This window comes from Prevotella sp. tf2-5 (assembly GCF_900115435.1).
Taxonomy (GTDB): domain Bacteria; phylum Bacteroidota; class Bacteroidia; order Bacteroidales; family Bacteroidaceae; genus Prevotella.
This window is the reverse complement of record NZ_FOWK01000017.1, coordinates 1-17,308: the sequence shown is the minus strand read 5'-3', so window position 1 is coordinate 17,308 and position 17,308 is coordinate 1. Positions and strand designations below refer to the sequence as shown.

Sequence of the window (17,308 nt, the reverse complement as noted above, 5' to 3'; positions counted from 1 at the left end):
TATGTTAAGTGTAGAAGAGTTAGTAGACCGTCTGATAGACCTCTCGTTCGCGGAGGATATCGGAGATGGTGATCATACCACTTTATGCTGTATCCCGGAGGATGCGATGGGTAAGTCTCATCTGCTCATCAAAGAAGACGGCATATTGGCGGGTGTGGAGATCGCCAAGGAGGTGTTCCGTCGTTTCGACCCGGAGATGAAGGTGGAAGTATTGATGCAGGATGGTGCGAAAGTCAAGAAAGGCGACATTGCCATGATTGTGACAGGTCGTGTTCGTTCCTTGTTGCAGACGGAGCGTCTGATGCTGAACATCATGCAGCGCATGAGTGGTATTGCCACCATGACCAATCGTTATGTGGAGCGTCTGAAAGGCACTCATACCCGTGTGCTGGACACTCGTAAGACCACACCAGGTATGCGTATGTTGGAAAAGCAGGCAGTGAAGATCGGTGGCGGTGTGAACCATCGCATCGGCTTGTTTGATATGATCCTGCTGAAAGACAATCATGTGGATTTCGCTGGAGGTATCGTCAATGCCATCGACCGTTGTCATCAATATCTCAAAGAGAAAGGACTTGACCTGAAGATAGAGATAGAGGTACGTTCCTTTGAGGAACTGCAACAGGTATTGGATCATGGTGGTGTCGACCGTATCATGCTCGACAATTTTTCCGTGCCCGATACGAAGAAGGCTGTCGACCTGATAGCCGGACGTTATGAGACAGAGTCAAGTGGCGGCATCACCTTTGATACGATTCGTGACTATGCAGAGCAGGGTGTCGACTTCATATCCGTAGGAGCACTGACACACTCTGTCAAAGGACTCGACATGAGTTTCAAGGCATGCTGATACGGAGCCTGTTAGCTGTCAGTTGTTGGCTGTTGGCTGTCGGATCGCAGGCAGCAGACCGTGTACAATATCATCCGCCAGTGGATTACAAAATCACACTGGCGGGTAATTTTGGTGAGCCTCGTCCAAACCATTTTCATGGTGGGTTGGATGTGAAGACAGATAATGTAGAGGGCAAACACATCTATTCTATCGGTGACGGCTATGTGAGTCGTCTCACTGTGGGAATCAGCGGCTTCGGAAATGCCGTCTATGTCACTCATCCCGAAGGCTATACTAGTATTTACTGTCACCTGAAGAAGTTCTCCCCGAGATTGGAGCGTATGGTTCATCGTACAGGAAAAGGTGATGAGCAGATAGACTTGCGATTCACACCTCTTGACTTCCCTGTCTCGCAGGGACAGTTGATAGCTTTGAGTGGAAATACGGGTCATAGTACGGGACCTCATCTGCATTTGGAGATACATGACACCAGGACATGGGACATGATGGACCCATTGGAATTCCTTTCTCCTTATGTCAATGACTCGGTAGCTCCTCAGGCACATAGTGTCATGGCGTGTCCGCAGGCAGGAGAAGGGGTGTTTAACGGGTCTGACAACAAACAGACTTTCGCCTTCTCCTCCCAGCGTATAGAGAAGGAGCTGACAGCCTGGGGAAAGGTAGGCTTTGCCCTGTGGGCTGATGACTATATGCAGGGGGTGTATAACCATTATGGTATTCGTGAGACGATATTGCAGGTGGATGGAAAAGAGGTGTTCCGCTCGAATGTCCATCGTATCCCTGTCTATAGTAACCGCCAAGTCAACTCATGGGGTGACTATCAGCACTGGCTGCATCACAAGACCTGGTATATGCGGTCGTATATCCCCAAGGGTGTCACACTGCCTATCCTCCAGGCTGACGAGAACGATGGCTATGTGTTGTTTAACGAAGAGCGTCCGTATCGTGTGACGTATATCCTTCGTGACTTCATGGGTAACGAGTCACAGTATGAGTTTACGGTTTTAGGGAAGAAAAGCGAGATTTCTCCCTCGAAGAGAACATCTTATAATGTGAGATACGACAGGTTGTCTATGATCTCCCTTCCGGGTATGCAACTGGTCATCCCGGCAGGTATGGTGGAGGAGGGTCTGATGGTGGTTCCCAAAGTAGGTCAGGGCAGTGTCTCCAACCGTTACACGTTTGCCCAGCAGGCATGTCCGTTATTCGGCTGGGCGGAACTGAGTCTTGCGATACCCGAGGGTGTGGACTCGTCCCTTCTCTATATTGACAGTGGCGGACATGATATGGGTGGCGTTTGTCAGGACGGATGGATAACCACCCGTATCCGTGAGCTGGGAGCCACTTATGAACTGAAACTAAAAAACAACAAAGAATAATCATGAGGAGATTTCTTCTAATGGCGATTGTCATGATGACGGTGGCATCAGCCAATGCGTGTACGAATTTGATTGTCGGGAAGAAAGCAAGTACCGACGGCTCTGTCATCTGCAGCTATAACGCAGACTCCTATGGCGCCTATATGCCCCTCTACCATTATCCTGCCGCCAGGCATCAGAAAGGTGATAAGCGGAAAGTGTATGAGTGGGACACCAATAAATACTTAGGAGAGATTGACGAGGCACTGGAGACCTATAATGTGGTGGGAAACATCAATGAGTGGCAGGTGACTATCGGTGAGACGACCTATGGCGGTCGTGAGGAGATGGTGGACTCCACGGGAGTCATTGACTATGGCTCTCTGATCTATATCACCCTGCAACGTGCCAAGTCGGCACGTGAGGCTATTCAGACGATGACGACCCTGGTGGAGCAGTATGGCTATTGTTCCGAGGGAGAGACATTCACGATCTGTGACCCTGATGAGGCATGGATATTAGAGATGCAGGGGTGCGGTCCTGACCGTGCTGTCTCTAAAGAGCGTACCGTATGGGTCGCTGTCCGTATTCCTGACGATGCCATCTGTGCCCATGCCAACCAGAGTCGTATCGGGAAGTTTGATATGAAAGACAAGCAGAACGTGCTTTATTCTAAGAATGTCATCAAGTATGCCCGTAAGAAAGGATGGTATACCGGTAAGGACGAGGAATTCTCCTGGAAGATGGTGTATGCCGCTCCCGACTTCTCCGGACGCCGTATCTGTGATGCCCGTGCCTGGAGTTTCTTCAATCATCACAAGAAGGGTATGGAGCGTTATCTGCCCTGGGCGATGGGTATTGACAAAGAAGCTGAGGATATGCCGCTATGGGTGGTGCCCGACCAGAAAGTGAGTGTGGAGGATGTCATGAATGACATGCGTGACCACTTTGAGGGGACTCCCTTGGAGATAGACTCTACCGATGTGGGAGGTGGTATCTGGCACATGCCATACCGTCCTACACCTTTATATTATAAGGTGGACGGGAAAAAATATTTCAACGAGCGTCCAATCTCTACCCAGCAGACGGCTTTCTCTTTCGTCTCGCAGATGCGCTCCTGGCTGCCCCGTGAGGTGGGAGGCTGTTTCTGGTTTGGTAATGATGATGGCAATATGATTGCCTATGTCCCTGTCTATTGCTCAATGACCCGTCTTCCTGAATGCTTCAATGCTCCGGGAGCCAATGATATCACCTTCTCTGACAAGAGTGCCTATTGGGTATGTAACTGGGTCAGCAATATGGTCTATCCCCGTTATTCCGCGTTGTTCCCTGACCTGAAACAAGTGCGTGACTCCTTGCAGCATGCCTATCTCATGCAACAACCTGCCGTCGAGGAGAAAGCGCTGACGATGTCTGCACCGGCGATGCGGGAGTATCTGAACGACTATTCTGTTGTACAGGCTCAGGGGATGCTGGCACGTTGGAAACAACTTGCCGTCTTCCTCATTGTCCGTCATAATGATATGGCACGAAAACCCGTTGACAGCCAGGGACGGTTTAAGCAAAGCAAATATGGACTGGGGGCAACGGTGGAGCGACCGGGTTATCCGAAACCTTTCGCGCGTCGTCTCGTGAAGGAGACCGGTGAGCGTTACACCTCACCAGAATAAAAGAAAAGTGGAACTCAGACGAGTTCCACTTTATTGATGTCCTGCTCCATCTCACAATAGTGACAGGTCAGTATTCCGTCTGTCACATGGAAAAGGGTCTGCATAGGCTCGTTGTTGGTGATACACTTGGGGTTGTTGCATTTCACAATACCGCGAATTTCATCTGGGGTGCGGACGGTTTTCTTCTCCACCACCTCAAAATCGTGGATGATATTCAGTACGACATTGGGAGCAACAACGGAGAGACGGGAGATCTCCTCATCCGTGAACCATTTGTTCTCTACTTTGATAAACCCTTTCTTTCCCACTTTCTTGGAGGGGAAGTTATAGCCGATGGTGACAGGTGTGCCCAGTTCGTCAAGCTTCAGCAACTGTGCCACCTGATAGGTCTTCTCGGAAGGTATGTGGTCTATTACGGTGCCGTTCTCAATAGCGGCAACGAGCATCTGGTTCTTGTTCATGATATAATCGTTTTATCGTTCTTTACTTCTTCTAAACTGATACCGAGCACATCACAGAAGATCGCCTCACGGGCAAAGAGTCCGTTGCCTGCCTGCTGGATATAGTAGGCATGCGGGTTCTCATCCACATCATACGCGATCTCATTGACACGGGGCAGTGGGTGCAGGATCTTCATATTCGGCTTGGCAAGACGCAGCATGTCGTTATTCAGGATATACACGTTCTTGACACGCTCGTATTCCATCAGGTCGGAGAAACGCTCCTTCTGGACTCTCGTCATATACAGGATATCCGCGTCGGCAATCACCTTCTCGTTGAAGGCGGTATGCTCCTGGAACTTGATACCGTGCTCCTTGCAGTATAGCTTGTACTCATTCGGCATGGCGAGCTCTTTAGGTGCCACGAAATGGAAGGTGGGGTTGAAATGACGCATCGCCATGAGCAGGGAGTGGACTGTACGACCGTATTTCAAGTCACCGACCAGATAGATGTTCAGGTTGTCGAGGGTCCCTTGTGTCTTGTAGATACTATAGAGGTCGAGCATACATTGTGAGGGATGCTGGTGCGCACCGTCACCGGCGTTGACGATAGGTACCTCAGTGACCTCAGAGGCATACTGCGCGGCACCTTCTATGAAATGACGCATCACGATGACGTCAGCGTAGTTCGCCACCATCGAGATGGTGTCTTTCAGCGTCTCTCCCTTCGTACCGCTGGTAATCTTCGGGTCAGCGAAACCGATGACACGGGCACCCAGTCTGTTTGCGGCAGTCTCGAAACTCAGACGGGTACGGGTGGAGGGCTCGAAGAAGAGGGTAGCGACCACTTTTCCTTTCAATATCTCTCGGTTAGGATGCTTCTCAAACTCCTGTGCCATCTCTATCATATAGAGAATCTTCTCACGGGTGAGGTCAGCAATGGTTACAAAATCATGCTTTTCCATATATTGTGCTCCTTTAGGTTTTGATTTATCCGTACAAAGGTACGGTATTTTTTCCATATCTGTGCACATTGCAGGAAATTTATTTTGTATTCCGACTAATTTAGACAGTCTAACCCTCCATCTATGAAGGCGGCACCTTCGACCCTTGAAGGCGGCACCTTCGACCCTTGAAGGCGGCACCTTCGCAGGCAGGAGGTGCCGCCTTCGAAAAACACCCCTGTTAGTTGCTTTTTATTCCGATGCCTTGCATCCCTTGTTCCCATATCTCCTATGGGGGTATTCCAGGCATCACGATGGGGGTATAATAGATGATGCTGTTTAATATTTCTGGTGAAACAGGTTCCAGTACCTGCTGTCATGCTTTGTTGAATTTCTCCTTGCTTTGTTTGCAGCGTGGGCACTTCCAGTCATCTGGCAGATCTTCGAACGCTACGCCATCATGCTCTGCAGGATCATACACATAGCCACAGATGGAGCAGACGTACTTGCCAGAAGCTTCTTGTTTGGAGAAATCCACTTCTGCAAGAACAGTCGGAACAGGATTGTCCAGATCCATCACGCGCTTAGTCTCCAAGTTTTCATAACCCTGAGGAGTATGAGTTCCGCAGTAGACTGTCGGGTGGTTGCGGATGAACTCACGAATACGATTCTGTGTCTCGCGAGCAGCTGACAGGTCATCATATACCACAGATAGCTTATCTTCATACAAGGCTTCATCCACATAAGTGATATCACCATGTATCATATAGAACAATCCATCCATCTCGACAATGATGATGCTGTTACCTTTAGTATGTCCTTTCGCTTTGATGAGATAGATACCATCCTGGATCTTCTGTGCCTCTGGGAAATTGTAATAAGGTCCATCAGTGTAACTTACAGGAACGAGGTTGGTGAGTCCTTGCAACTCGGCAGCATCCATCTCATCTTGGTTTACATAAACTTTTGCATTGGGAAAGCTTTTCAGTTCACCACTATGGTCTGCATGACGATGGGTCAGCAATATTTTCGTTACCTGCTCGGGCTTATAGCCAAGAGCCGCAAAAGCTTCCATATATGTACAGATGTCCTTCCCCGTAAAACCAAATGAAGTCTCATCGGGTACCTCCTCAGGAGTTCCTGCTGGGATACCAGTATCAACTAGAATCACCTCGCTGCCTGTGTCAATCAGATAGTTCTGCAGACTGCCACGATAGCGGATGTTTTGGTCATATTTCTCTCTTCCGTCTTCGCCACCCATAACGAATGGTTGGGTATAGAACCCGTCACGTCTGAATTTTACTGCTTTGATTTCCATAAATGTATTGGTTTTAGTTATTAATAAAAGAAAATATGTATAGTTCTTGTTTTTACGTTTTAGTGAAACAGGAATCAGTCCCCTGTACCGTCTTCCGTACAAAGGTACGAATAAGTGAGCGAAATACAAAGGAAAAAGTTGTTTTTTATTTCCGATATCTCCTATCTCAGTAAATTCACTGAATTTGGTGAGTAAATTCACTGAATTTACTGAGTAAACACACTGAATTTACTTTCATAGTAGATACTTCTTTATATTCGTTGTCACCGTTGCCGCTACGTTGTTACCCACAACCATCTGACAGTCAAATAGTTTTGCAAGGCGGCAAGGGTGACAAGGGTTTTAAAAATTACGTGTAGGGAAATAGTGGTACCCTAAAGTCCCACTTTCCTGCGCAATCATTTTATAGAAGGAGATAAAAAATTGGTCATGGTTCTAGTAATCATTTTTAGTAATTAATTTGGTTGTATCAGAAAATGTTAGTATTTTTGCATTCGTTAGGCGATATTCAGGAAAGAATATGGCGTGACAGATATGGAAGAAAAGTGGGACAGGTATCTACCATGTAATTCTCGCATCAATCGTCAGGACATCTTTGAGGATGACGAAGACTACAAGTAAATGATCACTAGAACTGACCCCATGATTTTCCTGAACTAAGAAATATTCGCAAATATAGCATAAAATGGAAGAGACAGTCAATTTTTATTCTAAAAAGGGAAAGATTTTTAAAGGACTATTTATATTGCTTCTTACAGCAATCATATACTTAGGGGGCTATATTTATATGTTTCCTTCTTTCTGTGCAGAGACAGCTTCAATAAAACAAAAGATATGTTTATATGCAAGCCCTTTCCTGTTCATTTTAATCATGTTCGGACTCTATCCTGCTTTTCGTACCTATTTTTTTGTTTCAAAAGGACTGCCAGTATTGATTTTTACCCCCAAAGAAATGCGACAATATAATGCATGGATTAATGACTATATTTGTATACCATGGGATGAAATAACAGGTATTTATAGGATAAAGAATACGAGAAACAACATTGTCGAATATCGCATTGAAGTAAAAGACAGAGATAATCTCATCGCATACCAAGGAATCAGGAAACATAACTTTTTCTTAAGAATGGTCTATATGACAAATAGCTGTGCACTGACAAGTATTGTTATTCATTCCTTGGATACAGATGAACAAACATTTATTGATGCCTTAAAGCAAAAGAACAAATACTACCTTCGCAACATTTGATAGATTAAATAATTTAATCATGGCGACATTTAACATGATGATAATATAGAAGGAGATAAAAGTTGTACCTTTAACTTCGTTTAAGGTACTCCCGTTCGAGAAAACTCAAAAATCTTTTGGTTTTCTTCTCACTTAATCGTACCTTTGCAAGCAAAACGTAGAGCGATGGATATAAAAACTGCTGAATTTTCGCTGAGTGCCCCGATGGTAAGTATGTGTCCCAAAGACACAAAACCGGAGTATGCCTTTATCGGACGCTCTAATGTGGGTAAGTCGAGTTTGATTAACATGCTGACCAACAATAAGAAACTCGCCAAGACTTCCTCGACACCTGGCAAGACGTTGCTTATCAACCATTTTATTATTAATAAGGAATGGTACTTGGTCGACCTGCCCGGATACGGCTATGCCAAGCGTTCGAAGAAAGAGGTAGACAAGTTGGATCAGATGATCCGCGGCTATATCCTGCAGCGTGAGCAACTGGTGAATGTCTTCGTGCTGGTGGATATCCGACTGGAGCCCCAGAAGATAGACTTGGAGTTCATCGAGTGGTTAGGGCTATCCAGTATCCCCTTCGCCATCGTCTTCACCAAAGCGGATAAGTTGACGGCAAACAAGGCAAACCAGAGTGTGGAGGCATATAAGAACAAGTTGCTGGAGACCTGGGAGGAGCTGCCTCCTATGTTCCTGACATCTGCCGAGAAGAAACAGGGCAGGGACGAGGTGCTGGACTATATCGACAGGATTAATAGAGAACTGAAGGGTAATGGCTAAGGATACTCCATACGTTGACGTACAGAACCTCTCGAAGTCGTTCGGGGCACTGAACCTGTTCAGTAACATCAGTTTCAGTATTGCCGAAGGACAGAAGGTGGGACTGATCGCCAAGAACGGAATGGGCAAATCCACGTTACTCTCTGTACTCGCTGGTAAGGAAGGACACGATACGGGGGATATCATCTTCCGTCGTGACCTGACGATCGGTTTCTTGGAGCAGTCACCTCAGTTTGACCCTCAGGAGAGTGTCCTTGACGCCTGTTTTAATCATCATGGGGAAGAGGAGAAGGTGCTGAAGGCTAAACAGGTGCTGACACAGTTGAAGATACGCGACCTCAACCAGCCGATGGGACAACTGAGCGGTGGTCAGCAGAAACGGGTGGCTCTTGCTAACGTGTTGCTGATGGAGCCTGACCTGCTGATTCTTGACGAGCCTACCAACCACCTTGACTTGGAGATGATAGAATGGCTCGAAGGTTATCTGGGAAGAGGTAACAAGACCTTGCTGATGGTGACGCATGACCGTTTCTTTCTGGATCGTGTCTGCTCCGTCATCTTGGAATTGGACGACCATACCATCTATACTTATCGTGGCAACTACTCCTATTATCTGGAGAAACGACAAGAACGGGTGGATGCCAGACGGGCGGAGATCGCACGAGCCAACAATCTCTATCGTACGGAGCTGGAGTGGATGCGTCGGATGCCGCAGGCTCGTGGTCATAAGGCTCGTTATCGTGAGGAGGCTTTCTATGAGTTGGAGAAGGTGGCAAAACAACGGATGGAGGAACGCCAGTTACGTCTGAAGGCTAGCAACGTGTACATCGGCTCTAAGATTTTTGAATGCCAGTATATCTCGAAGCGTTTCGATGATATCGTCATCCTCAAGGACTTCTATTATAACTTCTCGCGTTTCGAGAAGATGGGTATCGTGGGGAATAATGGTACGGGAAAGTCTACCTTCCTCAAGATGCTGTTGTCGCAAATACAGCCGGATGAGGGACGTATCGTCATTGGCGATACCGTCCGTTTCGGTTATTTCTCACAAGAGGGCTTGCAGTTTGACGAGAACCAGAAGGTTATTGATGTCATCACCGCTATCGCGGACTATGTCGAGTTAGGAGGTGGTAAGAAGCTCTCCGCCTCCCAGTTGTTGCAGTATTTCCTCTTCACCCCCGAGCAACAATATAATTATGTGTACAAGCTCAGTGGGGGAGAGCGCCGCAAACTCTATCTCTGTACGGTGCTGATGAGGAATCCTAACTTCCTCGTACTCGACGAGCCGACAAACGACCTTGATATTGTGACGCTGCAGATCCTTGAGGAATACCTGCAGGATTTCCCTGGGTGTGTGATCGTGGTGAGTCACGACCGCTATTTCATGGATAAGGTCGTCGACCACCTGCTGGTGTTCAAGGGCAATGGTGAGGTCAAGGATTTCCCAGGGAACTATACGCAGTATCGGGAGTGGCAGGGGCTGCAGGACCAGAGCTCTCAGAGTACTCAGAGTACTCAGAGTCCTCAGACAAAGTCGAGCTATCGCCACGACGACCGTCGCCGTCTGTCCTATAAGGAGAAACGGGAACTGGAACAGCTGGAGCGTGAGATTGCCGCCTTGGAGGAGGAACAGCGTATGCTGGAGGAACAACTGTGCAGTGGTACGTTGAGCGTGGAGGAGTTGACGGAGAAGAGCAAGCGTCTCCCACTGTTGAAAGACGAGTTAGATGAGAAATCCATGCGCTGGCTGGAGTTGTCGGAGATTGAAGATTGAAACTATGGTACAAAAATATCCATCACAATTACTGGAGAAAGCCGTTCAGGAGTTTTCAAAACTACCAGGTATCGGCAGACGGACGGCATTACGACTGGTGCTCTATCAGTTGAGACAGGATGCGGAGGACGTACAGTCTTTCGTAGAGGCTATCGCGAGGATGAGACAGGAAGTGCACTATTGCCAGCGTTGCCATAACATCAGTGACGCGGATATCTGTCCGATATGTGCGGACAGTCGTCGTGACACCTCCATCATCTGTGTGGTGGAGAACATACAGGATGTGATGGCTGTGGAGAACACCCAGCAGTATACGGGACTCTATCACGTGTTGGGTGGTGTCATCTCTCCGATGGACGGGATAGGTCCCGCGGACTTAGAGATCGACTCTCTGGTGAAGAGGGTGGAGGAGGATGACATTCGGGAGGTGATCCTGGCTCTCAGCTCGACGATGGAGGGTGACACTACCAATTTCTATATCTCCCGTAAACTGGCTCCATACGATGTGAAGTTGAGTGTCATCGCTCGGGGCATCCCTGTCGGTGATGAGTTGGAATATGCCGACGAGGTGACACTCGGTCGGTCGATTATAAACAGAACTCCCTTTGAGGGGAAATAATGATATCAGAATATGAAAGAGACTCGTAATTTCCTAATGACGTTATTCGTCGGCGCATTGGTGCTGACAGGTCTGATCGTCCTCGTCTATGAGACAGGTGTCCTGGAGTCTGGCGCTATGGCAGAGAAAAAAGAAATGGAGTTTATCACGTTGACAACGATGGAGATCTTGACGCTTGCGTCTATATACCTTGCCCTGCGCTTTTTTAAGATGGAGAAGATCCACCAGGACCTGGTCACTCGCAAAGAGGTCGCCTTGAAGAAATGGGGACTCCTCCGGATGGAACTGCTGGATGTCCCCCTGATAGCCAATACCCTTTTCTATGAGTGGTATCTGAATACGACATTCGGTTATATGGCGATCATCCTGCTGATCTGCCAGCCCTTCGTCTACCCGTCGATGGCTCGTTGTTTGGCAGAGACGGAGTCATAAACAAATAGTGTGGTATGAAAAAGATCAGTGTCGTCATCGTCAGCTATAATGTCCGCGAGATCCTGGTGGAGTGTATTGACAGTGTCCGTAAGGCTCTGGAGGGTATTGACGGGGAGATCATCGTCGTCGACAACTGCTCGAGGGATGACACCGTCAGCTACCTGCGGGACCATTGTCCGGATGTCCAACTGATAGCCAATCAGGAGAATGTCGGTTTTGCTCGTGCCAACAACCAGGCGATTCGCCAGTCGGAGTCAGAATATGTGTTGTTGCTGAATCCGGATACGGTCGTCTATGAGAATACCATCCGCGGGTGTCTCACCTTCATGGATGCCCATCCAGAGGCGGGTGGGGCAGGAGTGCGTATGTTGACACGTGAGGGGAAACCGGCGCCAGAGTCACGCCGCGCGATCCCGACACCCTGGGTGGCGATGCTTAAGATGCTGGGCTTTACCCGTCGTTACTACATGAGTAGTCTCCCTTGGGACGAGCCTTGTCAGATAGAGGTCGTCAGCGGTGCCTACTGTCTGCTGCGACGTAAGGCACTGGATCAGATAGGACTCTTGGACGAGGACTTCTTCATGTACGGAGAGGATATCGACCTGTCATACCGTATGCTGCATGGGGGATGGCAGAACTGGTATCTTCCCTATGACATTATTCATTATAAGGGGGAATCGACACAGAAGAGCTCGTTCCGCTATGTCCATGTGTTCTATCAGGCGATGCTCATCTTCTTCCGTAAACACTACGGTCATCTGAGTTTCTTCTTCTCGCTGCCGATACAGGTCGCCATCTATTTCAGTGCGACCCTGGCTATGTTCAAGATGATGGCAGGCAGGATGCGGCATTTTGTAAATCCTCGTAAAGACAGTTTTGACATTTATGAAAAAGATTAAGCTGAGAGCCTTGGAGCCGGAGGACCTCGACCTCCTCTATACCATAGAGAATGACATGTCGCTTTGGGATGTCGGTATCACTAATGTGCCGTACTCCCGATATGTCTTGCATGACTATATCGCTCAAGCCAAGGATGATATCTATAGCGACCGTCAGGTACGACTCATCGTGGAGAACGAGGACGGTGAGGTGGTCGGTATGGCGGACGTGGTGAATTTTGATCCTCAGCACCGTCGTGCGGAACTGGGAATCGTCATTCAGAAAGACTTCCGGCATGCCGGCTATGCCTTTGCTGCCGTTCAGGAGGTCTTGCAGTACTCACTTCACATCCTACATCTTCATCAGGTGTATGTGATCATCAACGAGCAACATGTGGAGGTCATAAACCTCTTTAACAAATTGGCTTTCAAGGAGTCAGCCAGATTAAGTGACTGGCTGTATGATGGACGTGAGTACCATGACGCGATTTTATTGCAGAGGATTTTATAAATTTTAACATAAATAGTTTTGCAATATAAGATTTTCTCTCTACCTTTGCACCCGCAAAACAGAAACTGGTGCGTTAGTTCAGTTGGTTAGAATGCCTGCCTGTCACGCAGGAGGTCACGAGTTCGAGTCTCGTACGCACCGCAAAAGCTCATTGAATCACGATTCAGTGAGCTTTTTGTTTAACTAACCATTTTGTGAGATGAGAAAAGTCGCTTTATTTACAGTTGTCGTCATTGCTTGCATCGCCGTGCAGGCACAGTCCAAACGTGGTATCTCTATCCTGGGTGATTCCTACAGCACCTTTAAGGGGTATGTGGTTCCTGACACGAACTATGTGTGGTATCCGCAGGAGAAGGCTGAGAATAATGATGTTCAGGACGTGCGCCAGTTGTGGTGGCACCAAATGATCCGCGAGCATGGCTACCGCCTTTGCCAGAACAACTCGTTCTCTGGCGCTACCATCTGTCATACGGGTTATAAGGGGGACGACTACAGCGACCGTTCTTTCTGTACTCGTCTGAGGTATCTGGGCTCTCCTGATGTCATCTTGGTATTCGGGGGTACGAATGATAGCTGGGCGAAGTCTCCCATCGGGGATTTCCAGTATGGCAACTGGCAGAAGAGCGACCTCTACAATTTCCGTCCTGCTATGGCGTATCTTCTCGCCAACCTGCAGAACTATTACCCGGGTACGGAGGTGTATGTCATTATCAATACGGAACTGTCGGAGGAGGTGACTTCCTCCATGAAGACCATCTGCGATCATTATAACGTGAAGTATATCCAGTTGGTGGATATTGAGAAGCAATGGGGACATCCCTCACAGAAAGGTATGAAGGCTATCGCCGACCAGGTGGCTGCTGCCCTGCCTTGATGATTACCGAGAGTACTTCAATCGCTTTTTCCCCTTATTGATATACACTCCCTCTTGGGTGGGTTTGCCGTTCAGTTTCACGCCCCCAGTGTGTACCAACTGTCATTATCATTTTATTTTTCTAACGACTTAAACGCAACATAACGTTGAGGTCGTCAGTCCTGTATTTAGTATGTCCGTCTTTATCTACACCATCGGGCACTTGGCGCGTCTTATAGTCGTCTTAGAGAAAATTTTAATTGTGATGAAAAAGATAATACAATTTTATTTTGTCCTTTTTACACTTATTTAATATCAAGGCTGAGTTGGGGACAACCTATATCTTAGAGTTGAACTATGAGTCGCCTGGACTTAAGAAGATCAGCAATGTTGCTGAGATCAAGCCGTTCATCTATCGCACAGAGGGCACTGGTCGTTGGGAGGTTCATATTCCTTTTGAGGCTCCTACCTCCAAGATGATAACAAGTTATTTTGGAACTATGGACGACAAGTCTGTGCCATCAGAAGGCAAGTATTTCGTACGTAGCGGAAACTATCCTTTCGCTTTCTATCTGGAAGGTGCTAACCTTGACAACTTTAAAGAGACACTTCTGTTGCGTTCGAATGAAAGTGTCAAGATTGATGAATTATATCCTTCTTTCCTGCCATGGGTGCTGTCAAATGGTGCAGAGCATGCCGACTGGTATTTGTATCCGAGAGAGTAAACGCTAGTTGAAACAGATTATAATAAATTCCCCAACAGTCCGTTTGGTTGTTGGGGAATTTATTCATGTGCTGATTACTTGCCGAGACTTATTACCTTAAGTTGCTGTCCTGCGCCAATGGCGGCCTTTATCTCTTTGCCACCGCTCTGCACCTTGCAGCGACTGATGTCGTCGCCCTCCACAGCCTCGACTTTCAGTTTCCCGATTTGTGATTTTGCCTCACGACCGGCGATAGACTTCACTTCATAGACGCCCATATGCAAGCCTACGAAAGCACCTTCGCTGCTCCCGAGGTCAATATATACTTCTTTCTGCTTGTCCTTCTTGGTAGCACCACCTTCTATGATGTTGGCACGTAGCGGACAGTAATTGTTGAGCCAGACAGTGATGCGGCTTGAGAGTCCATTGAGTGCATCCTGGATGGCCTTATCGGAAGTTGAATAAGATGAACCCGACATTCCCTGACCTTTAAACGAGGGATTTGCCATAATCTCACCCGTCTTGGCATCCTTCAGCGTAAGTATCACCTCAGCCACGCCCGTATATGTGGTGGATACCTGTGTCTTGTCATCCTTGTCCTTCCATGAGCGACCGCTTGAATTCGCCATTATATTGGTGATAATCGCATCGACCACGAGATTGCCTTCCTCCACGACATCGTCCAACTTTAACAATCCGTCGTTGTATCTGAAGCGGTAGGCACCAGAAAGTCCCTTGATGATAGCACTCTTAACATCATCTTCATACTTGGTAGCCTGCACAGAGGTCTGTCCAGTCAGTACGCCACCGAGAATTTTGCCCACGGCATCACCCGCCGACATTTTCTCGTTGTGGTGGGCATACTGTACGTTGTTCAACGTAATTCTATACGTCCTGTTCCTGTCCGTCTGGGCAAAAACTGTCATTGAGCAGCAAAGGACTGCTGCGAGCGTCACTAAAAAAAATCTCATATAGAAAAATGATTAAGATTCATACTCTTGTTACTTATTCTTCTTAGCATTCTTCAGATAGTTACGGTATGCCTCGACCATCTGCTGACGGCGTTCGGGCGTGACGGTAATCAACCGCATGTTCACCCCCTCCTTTGGCACAACCCCGTTCTTGTACCAATCGAAACCGTACTCCATTTTGCCGTGCTTGTCATCATAAACCTTACCGTCCTCGCCATATAGCACCATTGGACTTCCTTCCTCTTTCTGCATCCACCCCACGAGAGGCTTTTCTATGTTCCAATCACCCTTTGATATCATGATATATTTCTTGTCATCGAGGGTCAATTCCATCATCTTGTCGCCGAACATATCCTTGTATTTTTCCATCAGCCGTTCAAACAATATTGTGGTTAACACATCCGTGTATTCAATTCCCGGAGTCTTGTTCTTGGTTAGCCTCTCACGAATATTCATTATGTATGCCAATGGTTTTACCATGTCCTCTTTTATCATGCTGTACATTATACCACAAACGTCGATCGAATTCATGTACTCGTCACTGATATCCACACCTACTCTTCGGGCATGGGTCATCGCGTCAATATAGAATAATGCCTTATCAAAGTTTTTCTTGTCAGCAGCCACTGACATCAGCATGAAGCCAGTTTCGCGGATGACCGAATCGGGTATCTCCTTGTTATAGTCGGTAGCCAGATGATAAATGCGCTCATAATACTTCTCAGCCTGCGACTGATTATACACTCCTTTTTCCTTGTCGAGCAAGAAATGACCTGCCTCTAACTGGGCTTTCCAGTCCGTAGGGTTCTCGTTGGCTGTTTTCGTCAAGCGAAGCATCTTCTCAGTCTTGCTTTCCGATTCTTCCGTCTGAGCGCTGACACTCAGTGCAGCGAAACAAACAAATGCTGCGAGTAAAAAAATCTTTCTCATAATCCTTGATGTTTTTATTGTTATACATTGAATTTCACATTCATATTCCTGTACTATTAAGAAATACCATTCTCGTTCAGTTCCTCGCTACAAAGTTAATTCTTTTTTTGCGAAAAAGGAATTGATTGACATTTTTTTAGGTCTTCTTTTTATAGCAAAGCATTACAGATTACAGATTACAGTTTGAATAACAGTTACTATGTTTGCAGTCGGAAACACCAATAGACCAATAGGATACGATCTTTAGGTAGAGGAATATTCCGCACCGTGAGGTGCAGAGAACCTCTTCGCTAAGCTTCGAGAACCTCTACATCTCACGTTGCGTGAAAAGGGCTACGCGAAGAAAAAAAAGTAGAAAAATTTGGTACGATAATAATTGGATTGTATTTTTGTAAGTGCAAATAAACAATATACATTCACAATTAAATACCGTACCGTGATGCAAAGGAACAAAATTTCTTTCAAAGGACAAAAGATTTTCATAGGAATTGATGTCCATGCGAAAAATTGGGAGGTGGCGATAGCCCCTGAAATAGGAATTGTAAGGAGGCATTCCCAGAAGCCTTCAGCAAAAGAGCTCTTTGACTTTTTGAAGAAGAATTACCCGGATGGCAAGTATCAGGCTGTCTATGAGTCTGGCTTCAGTGGCTTCTCTACCTACTATGCCCTGAAGGATGTTGGTATTGAGTGCATGGTAATCCATGCTGCAGACGTTCCGACAACGCAGTATGAGGAGGTGATGAAGACCGACAGGGTGGATGCGGTGAAACTGGCGAGATCCTTGAAGGCAGAACATCTCATGGGCAACTACATCTTAGAGAAGCAGTATATCGACGACCGCTCTGTAGTGCGCATACGCAGGACGATACAGAAGCAACTCGGCGCATACAAGTCGAGAGTCAAGCACATGCTGCATTGTCATGGCGTGGAATACCCGGAGCGGTTCTCAAAGAAGCAGACCCACTGGTCAAGGGCATTCATCACCTGGCTGGTGAAGGACGTGCGGCTGATGTCCGATACACGCGCA

The 17,308-nt window shown here is 47.2% G+C and carries 17 protein-coding genes, 1 tRNA gene and 1 pseudogene; 14 read left to right on the top strand and 5 right to left on the bottom strand.

What is annotated here, in order from left to right:
* Position 1 precedes the first annotated feature (1 nt).
* From nadC to BM257_RS14110, 3 genes are read left to right on the top strand one after another with little or no spacing between them, the layout of a single operon-like run.
* A complete protein-coding gene (nadC, locus tag BM257_RS14120) occupies positions 2-850 on the top strand; it encodes a carboxylating nicotinate-nucleotide diphosphorylase (protein ID WP_092074008.1) in 849 nt (282 codons plus the stop codon).
* Positions 844-2,232, top strand: a complete 1,389-nt coding sequence (locus BM257_RS14115) for a M23 family metallopeptidase (protein ID WP_092074006.1) — start codon at positions 844-846, stop codon at positions 2,230-2,232. The genes nadC and BM257_RS14115 overlap by 7 nt, the downstream gene beginning before the upstream one ends.
* A gap of 2 nt (positions 2,233-2,234) precedes the next feature.
* A complete protein-coding gene (locus BM257_RS14110) occupies positions 2,235-3,881 on the top strand; it encodes a dipeptidase (protein WP_177216140.1) in 1,647 nt (548 codons plus the stop codon).
* 14 nt (positions 3,882-3,895) lie between these two features.
* Here BM257_RS14110 and BM257_RS14105 read toward each other — a convergent pair whose 3' ends face one another.
* From BM257_RS14105 to BM257_RS14095, 3 genes are all read right to left on the bottom strand, one after another.
* Entirely contained in the window at positions 3,896-4,342 is a 447-nt protein-coding gene (locus BM257_RS14105; RefSeq protein WP_092074002.1) for an aspartate carbamoyltransferase regulatory subunit, read from the bottom strand.
* The gene (pyrB, locus tag BM257_RS14100; RefSeq protein WP_092074000.1) at positions 4,339-5,286 is read right to left on the bottom strand and encodes an aspartate carbamoyltransferase; all 948 of its coding nucleotides are present in this window, start codon (positions 5,284-5,286) and stop codon (positions 4,339-4,341) included. Before pyrB ends, BM257_RS14105 begins: the two co-directional genes overlap by 4 nt.
* Positions 5,287-5,641: 355 nt before the next feature.
* The gene (locus tag BM257_RS14095; protein ID WP_092073998.1) at positions 5,642-6,583 is read right to left on the bottom strand and encodes an MBL fold metallo-hydrolase; all 942 of its coding nucleotides are present in this window, start codon (positions 6,581-6,583) and stop codon (positions 5,642-5,644) included.
* A gap of 685 nt (positions 6,584-7,268) precedes the next feature.
* Here BM257_RS14095 and BM257_RS14090 point away from each other — a divergent pair.
* The 10 genes and pseudogenes from BM257_RS14090 to BM257_RS14045 all read left to right on the top strand — a co-directional run bounded on the left by BM257_RS14090 (position 7,269) and on the right by BM257_RS14045 (position 14,401).
* Positions 7,269-7,835 carry a hypothetical protein gene (locus BM257_RS14090; RefSeq protein WP_092073996.1) on the top strand — a complete coding sequence of 189 codons (567 nt, stop codon included), beginning with the start codon at positions 7,269-7,271 and terminating at the stop codon, positions 7,833-7,835.
* Between the two features lie 165 nt (positions 7,836-8,000).
* Entirely contained in the window at positions 8,001-8,609 is a 609-nt protein-coding gene (gene yihA / locus BM257_RS14085; RefSeq protein ID WP_092073994.1) for a ribosome biogenesis GTP-binding protein YihA/YsxC, read from the top strand.
* Positions 8,602-10,383 (top strand): ABC-F family ATP-binding cassette domain-containing protein, encoded by a 1,782-nt coding sequence (locus tag BM257_RS14080; RefSeq protein ID WP_092073993.1) that lies wholly within the window; start codon positions 8,602-8,604, stop codon positions 10,381-10,383. Before yihA ends, BM257_RS14080 begins: the two co-directional genes overlap by 8 nt.
* Before the next feature lie 4 nt (positions 10,384-10,387).
* Positions 10,388-11,002: a recombination mediator RecR gene (gene recR, locus BM257_RS14075; protein ID WP_092073991.1), complete on the top strand. Its 615-nt coding sequence runs from the start codon at positions 10,388-10,390 to the stop codon at positions 11,000-11,002.
* Positions 11,003-11,014: 12 nt separating this feature from the next.
* Positions 11,015-11,434: a hypothetical protein gene (locus tag BM257_RS14070; RefSeq protein WP_092073989.1), complete on the top strand. Its 420-nt coding sequence runs from the start codon at positions 11,015-11,017 to the stop codon at positions 11,432-11,434.
* 14 nt (positions 11,435-11,448) lie between these two features.
* Positions 11,449-12,282, top strand: a pseudogene (locus tag BM257_RS14065) (glycosyltransferase family 2 protein); the annotation flags it as partial.
* 37 nt (positions 12,283-12,319) lie between these two features.
* Positions 12,320-12,823 (top strand): GNAT family N-acetyltransferase, encoded by a 504-nt coding sequence (locus BM257_RS14060; protein WP_092073985.1) that lies wholly within the window; start codon positions 12,320-12,322, stop codon positions 12,821-12,823.
* A gap of 67 nt (positions 12,824-12,890) precedes the next feature.
* A tRNA-Asp gene (locus BM257_RS14055) sits at positions 12,891-12,964 on the top strand.
* Positions 12,965-13,022: 58 nt separating this feature from the next.
* The gene (locus BM257_RS14050; protein ID WP_092073982.1) at positions 13,023-13,697 is read left to right on the top strand and encodes an SGNH/GDSL hydrolase family protein; all 675 of its coding nucleotides are present in this window, start codon (positions 13,023-13,025) and stop codon (positions 13,695-13,697) included.
* Positions 13,698-13,966: 269 nt separating this feature from the next.
* Positions 13,967-14,401: a DUF4842 domain-containing protein gene (locus tag BM257_RS14045; protein ID WP_177216139.1), complete on the top strand. Its 435-nt coding sequence runs from the start codon at positions 13,967-13,969 to the stop codon at positions 14,399-14,401.
* A 74-nt stretch (positions 14,402-14,475) separates the two neighbouring features.
* Here the strand turns inward: BM257_RS14045 and BM257_RS14040 are convergent, their stop codons facing one another.
* Complete coding sequence (locus tag BM257_RS14040; protein WP_143096878.1) at positions 14,476-15,351, bottom strand: hypothetical protein; 876 nt, start codon at positions 15,349-15,351, stop codon at positions 14,476-14,478.
* Positions 15,352-15,381: 30 nt separating this feature from the next.
* Positions 15,382-16,281 carry a hypothetical protein gene (locus tag BM257_RS14035; RefSeq protein ID WP_092073976.1) on the bottom strand — a complete coding sequence of 300 codons (900 nt, stop codon included), beginning with the start codon at positions 16,279-16,281 and terminating at the stop codon, positions 15,382-15,384.
* A gap of 439 nt (positions 16,282-16,720) precedes the next feature.
* Between BM257_RS14035 and BM257_RS14030 the strand changes: the two genes are divergently transcribed.
* Positions 16,721-17,308 (top strand): IS110 family transposase (locus BM257_RS14030; protein ID WP_143096877.1); only part of this gene is annotated, 588 nt, incomplete at its 3' end.

Coding starts and splice junctions, on each gene's coding strand:
- nadC (WP_092074008.1), top strand. CDS start 2: ATGTTAAGTGTAGAAGAGTTAGTAGACCGTCTGATAGACCTCTCGTTC.
- BM257_RS14115 (WP_092074006.1), top strand. CDS start 844: ATGCTGATACGGAGCCTGTTAGCTGTCAGTTGTTGGCTGTTGGCTGTC.
- BM257_RS14110 (WP_177216140.1), top strand. CDS start 2,235: ATGAGGAGATTTCTTCTAATGGCGATTGTCATGATGACGGTGGCATCA.
- BM257_RS14105 (WP_092074002.1), bottom strand. CDS start 4,342: ATGAACAAGAACCAGATGCTCGTTGCCGCTATTGAGAACGGCACCGTA.
- pyrB (WP_092074000.1), bottom strand. CDS start 5,286: ATGGAAAAGCATGATTTTGTAACCATTGCTGACCTCACCCGTGAGAAG.
- BM257_RS14095 (WP_092073998.1), bottom strand. CDS start 6,583: ATGGAAATCAAAGCAGTAAAATTCAGACGTGACGGGTTCTATACCCAA.
- BM257_RS14090 (WP_092073996.1), top strand. CDS start 7,269: ATGGAAGAGACAGTCAATTTTTATTCTAAAAAGGGAAAGATTTTTAAA.
- yihA (WP_092073994.1), top strand. CDS start 8,001: ATGGATATAAAAACTGCTGAATTTTCGCTGAGTGCCCCGATGGTAAGT.
- BM257_RS14080 (WP_092073993.1), top strand. CDS start 8,602: ATGGCTAAGGATACTCCATACGTTGACGTACAGAACCTCTCGAAGTCG.
- recR (WP_092073991.1), top strand. CDS start 10,388: ATGGTACAAAAATATCCATCACAATTACTGGAGAAAGCCGTTCAGGAG.
- BM257_RS14070 (WP_092073989.1), top strand. CDS start 11,015: ATGAAAGAGACTCGTAATTTCCTAATGACGTTATTCGTCGGCGCATTG.
- BM257_RS14060 (WP_092073985.1), top strand. CDS start 12,320: ATGAAAAAGATTAAGCTGAGAGCCTTGGAGCCGGAGGACCTCGACCTC.
- BM257_RS14050 (WP_092073982.1), top strand. CDS start 13,023: ATGAGAAAAGTCGCTTTATTTACAGTTGTCGTCATTGCTTGCATCGCC.
- BM257_RS14040 (WP_143096878.1), bottom strand. CDS start 15,351: ATGAGATTTTTTTTAGTGACGCTCGCAGCAGTCCTTTGCTGCTCAATG.
- BM257_RS14035 (WP_092073976.1), bottom strand. CDS start 16,281: ATGAGAAAGATTTTTTTACTCGCAGCATTTGTTTGTTTCGCTGCACTG.